Genomic DNA, 15,182 nt, shown 5'->3' on the forward strand with positions numbered 1-15,182 from the left:
TGCGCCCCCGGCTCAAGCAAGGAGACTTCGCCTGTTTCCGGAGGGTGCGCGAGAACGAGCGTGCGGTGACTTCCTTCCGGACTGCCATGGTGCGAAAAGCGAGCGGCGACGAGCGCCCCGACCTGCTGGGCCTGGTCCCGGCGGAATTGCGCGAAGTTCTGCGCCGCCACTTCCGTGAACGCGGGCAGCCGGAGTTCCGCACCGGCCAGGTGGAACGCTGGGTGTTCCGCAACGATGCCCGCGGCTTCGGGGAGATGAACGACCTGCCGCTGGGCGAACGCGACGTCCTCGCCTCGGCCTTTCGCCTCGAGGAGCCCGCGACCGCCAGCGTGTCGGTCTCGCGGGACGGGACCGTAAAGCACCTGTGGCGGCTCTGGGACGGCGAGCTGGTGGAATCGGTGCTGATCCCCACCCGCTCGCGCCTCACCCTGTGCATCTCGTCGCAGGCGGGCTGCCCGCTGGGGTGCACCTTCTGCGCTACCGGCTGGTCGGGCTTCCGGCGGCAGTTGACGGCGGGTGAGATCGTGGCCCAGTTCCGAGCCTCCCGGCGCTGGGCGCGGCAGCGCGACATGGGCGAAGTCTCCAACATCGTGTTCATGGGGATGGGGGAACCGCTCGCCAACCCGCGCGCGGTCCTGCCCTCGCTCACCATCCTGAATGGCGGCTACGGGGTCGGGGCGCGCAGAATCACGGTGTCGACGGTGGGCGTGGTCCCCGGAATCCGCTCCCTGGCCGAACGGCCGGAGCAGTTCGGGCTCGCGCTTTCGCTGCACGCTCCGGAATCCGAATTGCGCCGGGAGCTGATCCCGCTGGAGAAGCGCTATCCGCTGGCCGAGGTGAAGGCCGCCCTCGAGCGATTCCGCCGGGTGCGCGGCCGCCGCATCACGCTCGAGTACACGATGATCCGGGGCGTGAACGACGATCTCGCGCTCATCCCCGCCCTGGCCGGTTTCGCGCGCGACACGCGCGCCTTCGTGAACCTGATCCCATTCAACCCGATTCCCTACCAGCCCGACTGGCGCCCGAGCGCGCCCGCGAGAGTGCAGGCGTTCCGCAGGAAGCTGGAGGAGGGCGGAGTGGCGGTGATGGTGCGCGAGCCCCGGGGGCGCGACATCGACGCGGCGTGCGGTCAGTTGCGGGCGAGCCGGCTGACGGTGCTCACCGGGTAGGGGTTGCCGGCCCGCGTCAGCGGATGCGGTCCCCTATGCGATCCCAGCGAATGCGGCGGAGCCAGGGGAAGGGCGTCATCGTGCCGCGTTCGTACGAGTAGTAGATGAACAGTGCGCGGCCCTCGAGCCGCCAGCCCTCAAGCAGCCCCCAGTAGCGTGAATCCTGGCTTTCGTCGCGGTTGTCGCCCAGCATGAAGTAGTTGCCGGGCGGGATGATGATGGGACCCCAGTCGTCGCGGCTGGGGCGATACGAGTCCGCATCCTCCCCGGGCACCAGGAACGGCGTCTGCCAGGTCATGCGGATGTCGTCGTGGTCCGGGCTCGCCGGGTTGTGCTGCGCGTAGGGCTCATTCGCGACCGAGCCGTTGATGTAGAGGGTCTTGCCGCGCATCTCCAGCGTGTCGCCGGGCAGGCCGATCAGGCGCTTCACCAGCATCATGTTCTCCTCGTGCGGCGGATCGAACACGAGGATGTCGAAACGTTTCGGGCTCGAGTAGCCCGGGATGCGAATGGAGGTGCCCGGGATGGGGGAGCCGATCGCGGCCCGGTTCACCACCAGGAAGTCGCCCAGCAGGAGCGTGTCCATCATCGAACCCGAGATGATGACGAAGGTCTGCAGGACGAAGAACCGGATCAGAAAGAAGAGGCCACCCCAGATGAGGAGCATGCGCAGCCAATCGCCCAGAGTCCCTTCGGATCTCTCGGCCCTGGCCCGCGCCGCCCGGCTCGACTTGCGCTTCTTCCTGCTCATCGCTGGCTCCCCGCCTGGTTCAGACCGTCCGCCCACTCCCTGAGACGCGAGAGGATCCCGCGCCAGCCCGGCTCGGGCGGAGGGGCCGCCACCGCGTCCTGCGCGCGTTCCGCCTCGGGCTCGATCAGGATGGAGGGATCCCAGGTGCTCCCGAGCAGCACCGTGACGTCGACGTACGCAGTCGAGTCGGGCTCGTCCTGGTAGGTGGGGATTGCGAGGGCGTCCGCGACCATCGACGCTAGGTCGACGCGTCCCAGCCGGGCGAGCACCAGGGAGCTGTCGCGGTCGAACGCGCCGGCGTTGCCGAACTCGACCACATCGAAACCGGCGTCGCGCAGCACCTCCGTGGCCTCCCGCGCCATCCCGGGTACCCCACCCGCGTTCAACACCTCCACGCGCACCCGCTCGCGCGGATTGGCGATCACGTCGGCGGTCAGGGGCGGGGCTTCGGGCGGCTCCCACCACTGGAGCACCGCCGAGCCCGCCAGCACGGCCAGTCCGCCGAGCACGGCCACCAAGGCCAGTCCGCGGAGCAGCCTACCCATGAGCCCTCATCCTCAGCAGCTCCAGGAAGGCCGCGGTTTCGGGCCGGACGGACCCGCCGATCCCCCGCAGGTGCTCGGTGCGCGCGCCCGCCACCTCGAAGGCGACGTCGTCCATTTCATCGGGCATGCGTCCCCGGAGCGACGCCCGCCATTCCGCCCGGACCGCGCGTCCGGGTTCGAGAAAGTCCGCCGCGTAAAGAGCCACACCCGCGGTGTCCAGGCCGGGATGACCGAGGGTGTGGAAGGCCACCGCCCGCAAAAGGCCATCGTCCTCGACGCCCTCGCGGGCCAGACGGCCGGCGGCGGCGGGCCCGTGCAGCAGCTTCCCGGGGAGCTCCGCGAACTCATCGTCCACCATCGCCCGCAGCTCCGCAGGGTCGCCATCTCTCAGGACATCGTGGAGATGCCCCATCGCCGCCCACCGCACCACTTCGTCTTCGCATTCTGCGCGTACTACTGCCCATTCGCGCATAAGGTTCGACACCCGGATCATGTGGAGGCGGCGGGACTCGCTTGCCTGCGCCCAGCAGGGGAGCAGCCCGCCGCCGGCGCGGACGACGAGAGGGTGATTGCGCGGGGGATTCATACAGGGGAGTAGATAGCGCCCCGGGCCGGGAGGAATCAACCCCGGCGTGCGCCTTCCGGACCCGGACTCGTCTCCGGAGATGGCGCATTGGTTCCCGGTTGCCGATAGCTTTGCGGTCATGCAATGGGACAGTCTGCTGGTGGTGGCCACCGCACGCGCGCTCGGGCGCGAGTTGCGCGCAGGACGGACACGCGCCCTCCATCTGGATCGCGGCGCGGGCCGGGTTGCGCTCTTTCTGCGGGGACGGACGGTCGTGTTCGCTCTGCACCCGGCCTCAACGGGGCTCGCCGTCATCGACGAGGCGACGCCTCCTGCGGGCGCCGTCCCGCTGGCGGGGATCGTGCGCGAGGTCTCCGCACCCGCGGACGAGCGCGCCATCCTGGTGGAGATCACCCGCCTGCGGGGCCGGACGCGCCGTACGCGACTCGTGCTGGAACTCTCGCCGGGCCGGTGGAACGCAATCCTCACCGAGGGCCCCGACGACCGCATCCGAAGCGTGCTCAGACCACGCCGTTCCGGGGAGCGCAAGCTGCTTCCCGGCGCGGTCTACGAGCTGCCGCGCCCGTCGAAGCGCCGGGGGGCTAGCCGCCCGATGGCCCTCGCGTCGTGGCGCGAGCTGTTCCAGGACGTGGAGCCGCGGCAGCGGGTGACAACCCTGGTCCGCAACGTCGCCTACACCTCGCGCATGAACGCGCACGCGTTTCTGGGTGACGGAGACGAGGCTGGCTGGAAACGCTGGCGCAAGTGGCGCGATCTGAAGGACCTCGACCCCCGGCTGCTATCTTCGGGCCGGGGGCTCCAGCCCTATCCCTATCCCCTTCCGGGGATGGAGGGCAGCGCGCGCGAGACTCTTCTTGCCGCGCTGACGGACGGGTCGGAGGTGCTCGCTCGCGCAAGCCTGGTCCCGTCCGAGGTGATGTCGGCCCTGGAAAAGCGCATCGGCGCGGCAGAGGGCCGGCTGGTGCGCCTGCAGGAACAGCTCGCCCGACTCGAGGACCCGGTCCGGATGCGTGGGATCGGGGATCTGCTCCTCGCGAGGATGAAGCTGATCCCGCGCGGGGCGGCCCGGGTGTCGCTCGACGACTTCGAAGGCGGCACCATCCGCGTCTCGCTCGATCCCACGCTGGCGCCGCACGAGAACGCGGCGCGCTACTACGCCCGCGCCGCACGCGTGGATCGGGCCGCCGCCACGCTCCCGGGCGAGATCGAGGACGCGGACGCCCGGCTGGCCGCCTGGTACGCGGTCTCCGAGGAGGTAGCAGAAGGATCGATGGATGCCGGGGAACTGGAGCGGCGGCTGGGACTGCCCGCTCCGGGACCGAGGTCGCGGAAGGCCCCTGCCCGCCTCCCCTACCACCGCTTTCGCAGTTCGGCGGGCACCGCGATCCGGGTGAGCCGCGGGGCGAAGAGCAACCACGAACTGACCTTCCATCACTCCGATCCCGACGACATCTGGCTGCATGCCCGTCACGCCTCCGGCGCGCACGTCATCCTGCGCTGGCGCGGCGAGGGCAACCCGGCCCCCCGTGACCTGGAGGAGGCCGCCATCCTGGCCGCGGTGAACTCGAAGGGCCGCACCTCGGCGACCGTTCCGGTGGACTGGACGCGCCGCAAGTACGTGCGCAAGCCGAGGGGCGCACCTCCCGGCACGGTCACGCTCGAGCGCGAGAAGACGGTGTTCGTCAGCCCGGATGCGGAGGTGGCGAAGAGGTTGAGGGTGGATCCTGAGCGACGCTAGTCCGGCGAGGGCCACTCGACCTGGAACCTTGCTATGTAGCTGACGTCAAGCTCGTCCCTGAGAACAGCCCAGATCGTGTCGCCCTTGAAGTACGGATCCATCTGCCCCGGGTAGGGGCGTGCGGCCCAGCCTTCGGGGGTATCGACGTGACCGATCCATCGACCATCCGCGTCGAAGACGTCGTAACCGTCCGTCGGATTCCAGTACGACCAGAGCCGTGGCCCCAGTCCGCGGCGCCGTTGCTCCTCGGTCGAAGGCCGGCTGATACCCGGAGCTCCCGGCCAGACCCACACTCGGCCGTCGTCCGTGCGCCAGAGTCGAAGGAACGCGGGACGCTCCCGCGGAAGGATCGGAATCGGAGGAAGCGACCTTGACTCAGCTCCACGTCCCAGCCTCGCGAGAGTCTGGTTGTCACTGCGCCGACGCATGTTCTGTACGCGGAACCCGTCGTCCCAGTATTCATGCTCCTCGTCCGTCCTCACCGGTGGATCCCATGCCCGCGACATCCGAGTCACTCCCCCGTCCGACCGGACGACGTCTATCGCGTAGCTGGCCGAGCAGCCGAAAGCCAATACACCCGTTCGGCCCCGCGTCCATTGCGCGAAGGGCATGTGGCGGAGGCGGTTGTCCTCCATGCTCCCTCCGGAGTGCCCCGGGGATCGCCGCTCACAGCCCTCCCAGGCTCGAGTTGGCAGGAACACGGTGTCCGTCACTTCCTCGTGGCCGATCAGGCGTCCGAACAACGGTCTCTGCTGCCCCGCGCGGAGCGTGTCCAGGCCACTCCGGGGCGGGTTGAGCGAGATCCAGAGCTGACCCCGTTCGTCCCATCGGAGGGCATCCCGCCCGTATCCCGGTCTTCCCGCCGACGGACGTAGTCTGATCTCTCGGACCAGGGTGCCGTCGGGCGAAAAGACACTGACGCGTCGATTGCCGAAGTCCAGCGCGGCCAGCGCCCCGTCGGTGGAGAGGTCCATGCTGACCACGTACGTCACCTCGCCGGGGCCCTGGCCTTGCCGGGCAATCGTCCTTACGTATGTGCCTTCCGCATCGTAGTGGCGCAGGTCGCCGTCGAGATCGGCGACAAAGAGACTTCCGTCGGGGCCGACCGTGAACACCGGCAACCTGCTCAGCAGGTACTCCGGCGGACCTTCGATCATGCCGATTCGTGACACCTCGCGAAGGGAGGCTGTGCCTCGCAGGGGTGAGGATGAGAACACGAACGTCGTGTCACCCAGTTGCCGTGACGAGGATTCCTGTAACGATTCGGGCGTTCCCTCGCCGCATCCGCCCATCGAAAGCGTCATCAGAAACGCTGCCAGCGCACGGCTCACGGTCCTACCTCCCATTAACCGAGGAAAGGCTCTCAGTACGATGCGGAGGGGAAGCCTGGCTCGTCAACTAAACATTTAGCAGTCCGGTGGCTGAATCCGCAGGCTGGCTATCCGGCGGGATCCCGACCGTCCCGCCCCATCGCCCCCCTGAGGGCGGCGACGAACTCGCGCACGCCGTCCGCTCCGTCGCGCTCGCAGCGGTCGATTAGGGCGCTGCCCACCACCACCCCGTCCGCCACCGCGGCCACGTCGGCGGCCTGTTCGGGGGTGGAGATGCCGAACCCCACCACGACCGGGATGCCCCCGGCCCGCCGTTTGACCGCCTCGACCTCCCGCCCCAGCGCCCGTCGCAACTGTGCGCGTGCGCCCGTGATCCCAGTGCGCGAGATGTAGTACAGGAACCCCGCGCCCGCGCCCGCGATCACGGTGATCCGTTCGGGCGACGTGGTCGGGGCGATCAGGCGGATCAGGTCGAGGCCGTGCGCCGCCAGCCGCTCCTCCAGCGCGGGATCCGACCCCGCGGGCACGTCGGTCAGGAGCAGCCCCTGGGCGCCGGCGCGGGCGGCCGCGCGGGCGAACTCGTCGACCCCGTAGCGCAGGATGGGGTTCAGGTAGCCGAAGAGAACCACTGGAGTGTCGTGTCCGGCGCGGAAGGCCCGCAGCACCTCAAGCGTGCCCTCCGTGGTCATGCCCCCCTCGAGCGCCCGGAACGAGGAGCGCTGGATTGTGGGTCCGTCCGCGAGAGGGTCGCTGAACGGGATGCCCAGCTCGATGATGTCCGCCCCCGCACGCGCCATCTTCCGCAGCAGCTCAAGGGACTGGGGCGCATCCGGATAGCCGCAGGTCAGGAATGGGATGAGCGCGGCGCGGCGCTCGGCCCGGCAACGCGCGAAGCACTGTGCGAGGGACATGCCGGTTCGGGCATGGGCGCGGTCACTCATCGGCCTCGGTCCCCGACAGCCGCGCCACATGCGCGACGTCCTTGTCCCCGCGGCCGCTCAGGCACACCACGACCGGTCCGTGGCGGGCGAGCTCCGCCCCCGCCTCGAAGACGTGCGCCATCGCGTGCGCGCTCTCGAGCGCCGGGATGAGCCCCTCCAGGCGGGAGAGCCGGTGGAAGGCGGCCAGCGCCCGATCGTCGGTGACGGTCACGTATTCCGCCCGCCCCTCATCGAGGAGCCACGAGTGCTCGGGCCCCACGCCCGGGTAGTCGAGCCCGGCGGAGATGGAATGGGCCGGGGCCACCTGCCCGTCCGCGTCCTGGAGCAGGTAGCTCAGCGACCCGTGCAGAACACCCGGCGTGCCCGCAGCCAGCGGCGCCGAGTGCCGCCCGCTGTCCAGTCCCTCGCCCGCAGCCTCGACCCCTACCAGCCGCACATCCCCGAAGGGAACGAAGGCGTGGAAGATGCCCATGGCGTTGGATCCCCCGCCGACGCACGCGACCACCGCACCGGGGAGCCTGCCCTCCGCGGCCTCCAGCTGCGCGCGCGTCTCGTCCCCGATGACGGCCTGGAAATCGCGCACCATGCGCGGGAAGGGATCGGGCCCCACCACGGAACCGATGATGTAGTGGGTGTCGCGCACGTTGGTCACCCAGTCGCGGATGGCCTCGTTGGTGGCGTCCTTGAGCGTGCACGAACCCGAGTCCACCGGACGCACCTCGGCCCCCAGCAGCTCCATGCGATAGACGTTCAGCGCCTGGCGCTCGACATCCTCCGTGCCCATGTAGACCACGCACTCGAGGTCGAAGAGCGCGCACACGGTCGCCGTGGCCACCCCGTGCTGCCCGGCGCCGGTTTCGGCGATGATGCGGCGCTTGCCCATCCAGCGCGCCAGCAGCGCCTGCCCGAGGGTGTTGTTGATCTTGTGGGCGCCGGTGTGGTTGAGGTCCTCGCGCTTCAGGTAGACGGGACCCGCGCCGATGGCTTCCTCCACGCGGGGAGCGCGGTAGAGGGGGGAAGGCCGGCCGGCGTAGTTCTCGAGCAGGCCTCCGAGCTCCGCGGCGAAGGCCGGGTCGGCCGAGGCGTCCCGGTAGGCCTCGGTGAGCTCGTCCAGCGCGGTGATGAGGGTCTCGGGCACGTAGCGGCCCCCGTACGGGCCGAAACGGTCCGCGGCCGCTGGTGCGCCCGGCGTCACGAGTCACCTCCGTTGCCCTGCGCGGCGCGCACGAAGCCCCGCACCTTCGCGGGGTCCTTTACGCCCAGCCGGCGCTCCACCCCGGAGCTGGCGTCGACGACGTGCGGCCGCAGGATCGAGACGGCCTCCGCCACGTTGCCGGGGTTGAGGCCCCCCGCCGCCACGAAGCGCTGCCCGGGGGCGAAGCGGTCGCGGATTCCGGCCAGGCTCTGCCAGGGGAAGCGGGTGCCGGTTCCGCCGGGCAGCTTTTCGTGCCATCCGTCGAAGAGGAGTCCGTCGGCGGCGCCTCCGTACCGGTCGAGCGCGGTCAGGGCCTCGGCCGCGTCGCGCACGGGCGCGGCCTTCCACACCGTCCAGGGGCCGCTCGCGCGCAGGCGGGCGACGGTGGCGGGGTCTTCGCGGCCGTGCAGCTGCACCACGGACGCCCCGGTGTCGCGCGCCGCCGCCACCGCCTGATCGAGGGTCGGGTCGACCAGGAGGATCACCAGCGGGATGGCGGCGGCCTCTGCCACCGCCCGCGCGGTGGGGATGTCCACGCTGCGCGAGAACCCGGGGGTGAGCACGGTGCCCACATAGGTAGCGCCTGCCTGCGCGGCGAGGCGGCCGTCCGCGGGGCGGGTGATCCCGCAGATCTTCACTTCAGGCACGGGGGCGGGTCCGGTTGGGGGTGGGGGGTTCGGGAGCGGTGGCGGTCGCGGGTGACGGTTCCGGCCCGGCCGTGGCGGCGCGCGGTCCGCGCGGGACGCCGGTCAGGGCTGCCACCGCGTCGCCGGGGCGCGGACTCCGCAGGAGCGCCTCACCCATCAGGACGGCGTCCGCGCCCGCGGCACCTACGGTGGCCAGGTCCTCCCGGGTGGCCAGCCCGCTCTCCGAGATCACCACGACGTCCGGCGGAATGCGGCGAACCAGTTCCAGCGTGACGGCCACGCTCGAGCGGAAGGTGCTCAGGTCGCGGTTGTTGATGCCCACCACGTCGGCGCCGGCCGCGAGCGCCCGTTCCAGCTCGGCGGCATCGTGAACCTCCACCAGCGCGGCCATCCCCAACGCTTGCGCGCCCCTCAGCAGCTCTCCCAGAAGCGGATCCCCCAGGATGCGCACGATGAGCAGCACCGCGTCGGCGCCCGCCGCGCGCGACTCGTCGAGTTGAACCGGGTCGACCAGAAAGTCCTTGCGCAGAACCGGCCGCGGCACCCTCGCGCGCACCCGCCGCAGATCGTCCAGGTCGCCTCCGAAGTACGTGCGATCGGTCAGCACGCTGATGGCCGATGCGCCCGAGCGCCCGTAGTCCGCCGCCAGATCCGCCGGATCCAGGTCCTCGCGAATGGATCCCGCCCCCGGAGAACGCCGCTTGACCTCCGCGATGATGGCCACATCCCCCGACGATCCTCTCAGCGCGGAGCGGAAGTCGCGGGCCGGAGGCGCCGAACGGGCGGCCCGCGCCACCTCGGCCCGCACGGACCTCAGGGCCCGGACTTCGTCACGCTTCGTGCGGACGATGCGGTCGAGGATGTTCACGCGTTCGGGATCGGACATCCGCGGTCGAGGACGGATGCCGTTCCGGTTCTTTCGGAGTGCATCTTGCGCTTCGGTAAACCTTCGGGTAGGTTATTCGGGTCCTGTTCGGTCATCACTTTCGCGGAGCGCGCATTCGATGCCCCTGACCAAGCGACAGAAACAGATCCTGGACTTCATCGAAGGCTACCTGGACGAGTGGGGCTACGCGCCCAACTTCGAGGAAATCGCGCATGCCTTCGGATACGCTTCCCTGGCCACGGTCCACGAACACCTGAGCAATCTGGAGCGCAAGGGCTATATCCGGAAGGCCTACAACCAAAGTCGCTCCATCGAGATGGTGCACCGGGAGACGGGCGCCGGCGTCTTCGCGCTGCCGCTGCTCGGAGCGGTCGCCGCGGGGCTTCCCATCGAGGCCATTCAGGACACCGAAACCCTGTCCGTGCCCCGGGACATGGTTCCGAGCGGCGCCGAGAGCTACGTCCTTCGGGTCGAGGGCGATTCGATGATCGACGAGCAGATTCGCGACGGCGACTACATCGTGGTCAGCGCCCGCCAGGTGGCGCATGAGGGCGAGACCGTAGTCGCCCTGGTGGGGGGCGATTCGGCCACCGTCAAGAAGTTCTATCGCGACCGGGGCTCCCGCATCCGGCTGCAGCCCGCCAACGAAGCGATGGAGCCGATCATCGTCGACGCGGCCGACGTTCAGATCCAGGGCGTCGTGGTCGGCGTGATCCGCAAGTACTGAGGTTCGATCGAGGGACAACCGATCGGGACGGGACGATTCACGGGGGGTCGGACCGAGGTTCGGTCACCAGACCGGCTGCGGCCGGAGGGAGGGTAGGATGAGGATTCCGTTTGCGGTGGGCAGACTGAAGGGCGATTTCGCGGAAGTGGTGCTTGTGGGAGAGGATCCGGGGCCGGGAGACGTACCGTTTCTTCGCTCGGCGCGGATGACACGCAGCCCCGCACGATTCCGTCCCCAGCGCCGCCGGAGTGCGGCCCGCCCGGCCTGAGAATCGCGATGACGGTCGTCCCTGAGCGGGACGGACCAGGCGAGCAGATCCCGCGGGGGGTGCGGAGACCCGCGACCTTTCTCAACCGCCGCCGGCGCGGCTGGCTTCGCGGAGTTCCGCGAGCTTGCGGATCGCGAGCCCGCGGTCGATGGTTTCGGTCGCGATGGCAACCCCCTCCGGAAGAGAATGAGCCAGGCCCGCCACGTAGATGGCGGGGCCGGCGTTGGCGAGGACGAACGCACGCGCCGAGCCCCGGCGGCGGCCTTCCAGCACATCCACGATCAGGGTGGCGTTCTCATGCGGGGTTCCACCGGCAAGCGCCTCCAGACCTCCCGGCTCCAGTCCCAGGTCAGCCGGGATAACGGAGTAGGTCGTGATCCTGCCGCCGCGAAGATCGGACACGGTGGTGGTCCCGGCGGGGCTCAACTCGTCCATCCCGGGCTCGCCATGCACCACCAGAGCGCGCTGGTGGCCAAGTTCGAGCAGTGCGCGCGCGATCAATTCCCGCCAGGCGGGGTCGGAAACGCCGACCAGTTGGCGAGTCACCCCGGCCGGATTGGTGAGGGGCCCGAGCAGATTCATGATCGTGGGGACGGCCAGCTCGGCCCGCACCGGACCTACGTGACGCATGGCGGGATGAAGAAGGGGCGCAAACATGAAGACGATCCCGGTTTCCGCCAGAACCCGGCCCATTTCGTCCGGTGTCAGTTCGATGCGAACTCCGAGAGCTTCCAGGACGTCGGCGCTTCCGCTTTGCGATGTGAACGAGCGGTTGCCGTGCTTGGCGACCCGCACGCCGGCAGCCGCCGCGGTCAGGGCGGCCGCGGTGGACACGTTGAACGTGCGCACGCTGCCGCCCCCGGTGCCGCAGGTATCGACCAGCTCGTGGGTTCGCTCCGAAGCCACCGGCCGCATCGCCCGGCGCAGCGCCCGCACGCCCCCGGCGATCTCCGATGGCACCACCCCCTTGGTCCGGAGTGCGATCAGGAAGGCCGCCATCGCCACGTGCGTCGCCTCGCCGGACATGACGGTCGTGAACGCGCCCTCCGCCTCGGCCGCGGTCAGGTCGGCGCCTTCGGACACGCGGGCGATCAGGGGGGCCAGCTCGAGTTTCGCTTCGGGCGACATGGCGTATTCCAATGCTGCGCAGGGGGATGGCGGGACCGCTCGGGCGATGGTACCAAGGACGGGGCAGGCGGTCAACGCGCGGGACCCGGGACGTTGCCGGCCGTGGCAGAGGACGGGCTCTATTGAGTTGTCGCTCCGGGACTCCTAGTTTCCCGGCGTCATGGCCCGGGGACAACGCCGCTTCCGACTCACGCTGCACTACGACGGGACCCGTTTCTTCGGCTGGCAGATGCAGCCGGAAGTGCGCACGGTGCAGGGTGAGTTGCAAGCCACCCTCGAGCGACTTACAGGCGCGCCGCGCACGGTAACGGGGGCGGGGAGAACCGACCGGGGGGTACATGCCACCGGCCAGGTGGCCGCGGTCACCCTGCCACCGCGCTGGAGCGCCACCACCCTCCTGCGCGCGCTCAACGCCACGCTCCCGCAGGACATCTGGGTTGCGGAGGCCCACGTCGCTCCGCACGGCTTCCACCCACGCTACGACGCGACGGGGCGCGAGTACGGATACCGGCTGGGCCTGACGGCTGCGGCCCGCTCGCCATTCCACCGGCCGTGGTGCTGGCCTCTCGCCCCCGTGACCGACGACGCTGCCTCGGCCAGGGCGGACGTGGATGTCGAAGCCCTGCACGCAGCGGCCGCGCTCCTGGCGGGCGAGGAATCCTTCGCCGCCTTCGCGCGCGCCGGCCAGGAACACCGGGGAGACCGCTGTATCGTCACGGGGGCACGCTGGACTCAGTGGGCCCTGGGCGTCGAGTTCACCATCCTCGCCAACCGGTTCCTGCACCACATGGTCCGCTACCTGGTGGGCACCATGGTCGACATCGCCCGCGGACGCCGACCGCTCGACGACATGCGCGCGATGCTCGCCGGCAACCGCGACGGCCTGGTCACGTCGCCCCCCGCTCCCGCCGCCGGCCTCTTCCTTCGCCGAGTGCGCTATCCCGCGCACACAACCGCGCACAATACGGCAATCCCGGACGACTCCGCGACAGATTCAGACAACACCGCGGCGGCCGACATCCCTCCCGAGGCCGCCCGAAGCGTCCCGTTCGCCGACCCCGCCCTGTTAGATTCCGACACCGACCGCCCACTCGCAGGGAGCGCCAACCACTCATGAAGATCTTCCTCGACACCGCCGACCTGGGTGAGATCCGCCGCGCCGCCGCCGCGGGCCTCATCGATGGCGTTACCACGAACCCCTCCCTGCTGGCCAAGGTGGCCGGCGACCGCGATCCGATGGAGATCTTCCTGGAGATCTGCGAGGCTATCGACGGCCCGGTGAGCGCGGAGGTCGTCGCGCTCGACACCGAGGCCATGGTCGACGAGGGCACCCGGCTGGCCGCCGTCCACCCCAACATCGCGGTCAAGGTGCCGCTCACCGAGGACGGCCTGGTGGCGTGCCGCGAACTCAGCTCGCGCGACATCCCCGTTAACGTGACCCTGTGTTTCTCGGCCCCGCAGGCGCTGCTCGCCGCCAAGGCGGGGGCGGCCTACATCTCGCCCTTCATCGGACGGCTGGACGACATCTCCCACGACGGCATGGAGCTGATCCGCCAGATCCGCGTCATCTACGACAACTACGGCATGCGGACGGAGATTCTGGCGGCTTCCCTGAGGCATCCGCGCCACGTTGTGGAGTCGCTGGAAGTGGGCGCCGACGTCGCCACCCTGCCGGCGGGCGTGCTGCACAAGCTGATCCGCCACCCGCTGACCGACCTCGGGCTGGCCGCCTTCCTGGCCGACTGGGAGAAACTGGGACGTGACCTCTAGCAGTCCGGGCCGCGCGGCCGCGGCCGGGGCATCCAGCACTGGGAAGTCCGCCTCGGGCGGCTACGTGCACCCCCTCTCGGGACGTTACGCCTCTCGCGAGATGCAGCACATTTTCTCGCAGGCGCGCAAGTTCACCACCTGGCGCCGGCTCTGGATCGCGCTGGGCGAATCGCAGCGCGAGCTGGGGCTGGACATCTCCGGCGAGGCGCTGCGCCAGATGCGGGCCGCGGTCGACGACCTGGACCTCGACCGGGCCGCGGAGCTGGAGCGCCGGTTCCGCCACGACGTGATGGCGCACGTCCACCTCTTCGGCGAGGTGGCGCCCGCGGCGCGAGGCATCATCCACCTCGGCGCCACGAGCGCCTTCGTGGGCGACAACGCCGACCTCATCCTTCACCGGGAAGCCCTCACCCTGATCCGCGACCGGCTGGTGCGCTGCGTCGAGGCACTGACTGGTTTCGCTCGCCGCTACCGGTCGCTCCCCACCCTGGCCTACACCCACTTCCAGCCCGCCCAGCCCACCACGGTCGGCAAGCGGGCGACGCTCTGGATCCAGGATCTGCTGCTCGACATCGAGGAGATCGAGTTTCGCCTCGGCTCGCTCCGCTTCAGGGGCGTGCGCGGCACCACCGGCAGCCAGGCCTCCTTCCTCGACCTCTTCGACGGCGACTCCGCGAAGGTGGACGCCCTCGACGACGCCGTGGCCCAGCGCATGAGCTTCGAGCACCGCTACCCGGTGAGCGGCCAGACCTATCCGCGCAAGGTCGACGCTGCCCTGCTGGCGACGCTCGCGGGCACCGCCGCGTCCACATCCAAGATGGGGCACGATCTGCGCCTGCTCTCGCATCTGGGAGAAGTCGAGGAGCCCTTCGAGAGCACCCAGATCGGCTCCTCGGCCATGCCCTACAAGCGCAACCCGATGCGCGCGGAGAGGGTTTGCGCCCTTTCCCGCCACGTGATCACTTTGTATCAGGACGGCGCGTTCACCGCGGCCACCCAGTGGCTGGAACGGAGCCTCGACGATTCCGCAAACCGGCGCGTCAGCATCCCCGACGCCTTCCTCACCCTCGACGGCATACTGGTTCTGGTCGAAAACGTCTCCTCCGGGCTGGTGGTCAACGAAGCGGTGGTCCGCCGCTCGCTCGACGCGCAGCTCCCCTTCATGGCCACCGAAACCATCCTCATGCGCGCGACCCGGGACGGAGGCGACCGCCAGCAACTGCACGAGCGCATCCGGCGCCACGCCCACGCGGCCACCCGCAAGGCGCGCGAGGAAGGCGGAGACCCCGACCTGTTTTCCCGCATAGCCGGCGACGACGCCTTCGGCCTGAGCGCGCCCGAACTGGCCGACCTCCTCCGGGGCGAGCGGTTCATCGGGCGCGCTCCCGAACAGGTGGAGCGCTTCCTCGACGGGTTCGCCCAGCCGCTTGTCGACCGTCTCGGACCCCAAGCCCGCGCCCGTCTCGACGCCCCCGACATTCGTGTCTGACCTCAACCATG

General features: G+C 70.0%; 15 protein-coding genes. 6 read left to right on the forward strand and 9 right to left on the reverse strand.

Annotation, left to right across the window (positions count from 1 at the left end; all coding sequences use genetic code 11):
• Nucleotides 1-86 precede the first annotated feature (86 nt).
• Nucleotides 87-1,169 carry a 23S rRNA (adenine(2503)-C(2))-methyltransferase RlmN gene (gene rlmN / locus OXU32_17900; GenBank protein MDE0075829.1) on the forward strand — a complete coding sequence of 361 codons (1,083 nt, stop codon included), beginning with the start codon at nt 87-89 and terminating at the stop codon, nt 1,167-1,169.
• Between the two features lie 16 nt (nt 1,170-1,185).
• Here rlmN and lepB read toward each other — a convergent pair whose 3' ends face one another.
• From lepB to OXU32_17915, 3 genes are read right to left on the reverse strand one after another with little or no spacing between them, the layout of a single operon-like run.
• Nucleotides 1,186-1,920 (reverse strand): signal peptidase I, encoded by a 735-nt coding sequence (gene lepB, locus OXU32_17905; GenBank protein MDE0075830.1) that lies wholly within the window; start codon nt 1,918-1,920, stop codon nt 1,186-1,188.
• On the reverse strand, nt 1,917-2,465 hold the full coding sequence (locus tag OXU32_17910) for a LytR C-terminal domain-containing protein (protein MDE0075831.1): 549 nt from the start codon (nt 2,463-2,465) through the stop codon (nt 1,917-1,919). Before OXU32_17910 ends, lepB begins: the two co-directional genes overlap by 4 nt.
• Entirely contained in the window at nt 2,458-2,877 is a 420-nt protein-coding gene (locus OXU32_17915; GenBank protein MDE0075832.1) for a hypothetical protein, read from the reverse strand. Before OXU32_17915 ends, OXU32_17910 begins: the two co-directional genes overlap by 8 nt.
• A gap of 292 nt (nt 2,878-3,169) precedes the next feature.
• Here OXU32_17915 and OXU32_17920 point away from each other — a divergent pair, with 292 nt between their 5' ends.
• Nucleotides 3,170-4,789 carry an NFACT RNA binding domain-containing protein gene (locus OXU32_17920; GenBank protein MDE0075833.1) on the forward strand — a complete coding sequence of 540 codons (1,620 nt, stop codon included), beginning with the start codon at nt 3,170-3,172 and terminating at the stop codon, nt 4,787-4,789.
• Here the strand turns inward: OXU32_17920 and OXU32_17925 are convergent.
• From OXU32_17925 to trpC, 5 genes are all read right to left on the reverse strand, one after another.
• Nucleotides 4,786-5,946, reverse strand: coding sequence for a 6-bladed beta-propeller (locus OXU32_17925; protein ID MDE0075834.1), 1,161 nt, complete (start codon nt 5,944-5,946; stop codon nt 4,786-4,788). The two genes, OXU32_17920 and OXU32_17925, sit on opposite strands and share 4 nt — an antisense overlap.
• 281 nt (nt 5,947-6,227) lie before the next feature.
• Nucleotides 6,228-7,061, reverse strand: a complete 834-nt coding sequence (trpA, locus tag OXU32_17930; GenBank protein ID MDE0075835.1) for a tryptophan synthase subunit alpha — start codon at nt 7,059-7,061, stop codon at nt 6,228-6,230.
• The gene (gene trpB, locus OXU32_17935) at nt 7,054-8,256 is read right to left on the reverse strand and encodes a tryptophan synthase subunit beta (GenBank protein MDE0075836.1); all 1,203 of its coding nucleotides are present in this window, start codon (nt 8,254-8,256) and stop codon (nt 7,054-7,056) included. Before trpB ends, trpA begins: the two co-directional genes overlap by 8 nt.
• The gene (locus OXU32_17940) at nt 8,253-8,903 is read right to left on the reverse strand and encodes a phosphoribosylanthranilate isomerase (protein ID MDE0075837.1); all 651 of its coding nucleotides are present in this window, start codon (nt 8,901-8,903) and stop codon (nt 8,253-8,255) included. Before OXU32_17940 ends, trpB begins: the two co-directional genes overlap by 4 nt.
• On the reverse strand, nt 8,896-9,789 hold the full coding sequence (gene trpC / locus OXU32_17945; protein MDE0075838.1) for an indole-3-glycerol phosphate synthase TrpC: 894 nt from the start codon (nt 9,787-9,789) through the stop codon (nt 8,896-8,898). The genes OXU32_17940 and trpC overlap by 8 nt, the downstream gene beginning before the upstream one ends.
• A 118-nt stretch (nt 9,790-9,907) precedes the next feature.
• Between trpC and lexA the strand changes: the two genes are divergently transcribed.
• Nucleotides 9,908-10,516 (forward strand): transcriptional repressor LexA, encoded by a 609-nt coding sequence (lexA, locus tag OXU32_17950; GenBank protein ID MDE0075839.1) that lies wholly within the window; start codon nt 9,908-9,910, stop codon nt 10,514-10,516.
• 349 nt (nt 10,517-10,865) lie between these two features.
• Here the strand turns inward: lexA and trpD are convergent, their stop codons facing one another.
• Complete coding sequence (gene trpD, locus OXU32_17955; protein ID MDE0075840.1) at nt 10,866-11,912, reverse strand: anthranilate phosphoribosyltransferase; 1,047 nt, start codon at nt 11,910-11,912, stop codon at nt 10,866-10,868.
• Nucleotides 11,913-12,072: 160 nt separating this feature from the next.
• On the opposite strand from trpD, the gene truA reads away from it, so the two are divergent.
• From truA to purB, 3 genes are read left to right on the forward strand one after another with little or no spacing between them, the layout of a single operon-like run.
• Complete coding sequence (gene truA, locus OXU32_17960; protein ID MDE0075841.1) at nt 12,073-13,029, forward strand: tRNA pseudouridine(38-40) synthase TruA; 957 nt, start codon at nt 12,073-12,075, stop codon at nt 13,027-13,029.
• Complete coding sequence (gene fsa / locus OXU32_17965; protein MDE0075842.1) at nt 13,026-13,682, forward strand: fructose-6-phosphate aldolase; 657 nt, start codon at nt 13,026-13,028, stop codon at nt 13,680-13,682. Before truA ends, fsa begins: the two co-directional genes overlap by 4 nt.
• Nucleotides 13,672-15,171, forward strand: coding sequence for an adenylosuccinate lyase (purB, locus tag OXU32_17970; GenBank protein MDE0075843.1), 1,500 nt, complete (start codon nt 13,672-13,674; stop codon nt 15,169-15,171). The genes fsa and purB overlap by 11 nt, the downstream gene beginning before the upstream one ends.
• Nucleotides 15,172-15,182: the final 11 nt, after the last annotated feature.

It is taken from the genome of Gammaproteobacteria bacterium, assembly GCA_028819075.1.
GTDB lineage: Bacteria > Gemmatimonadota > Gemmatimonadetes > Longimicrobiales > Gaopeijiaceae > BD2-11.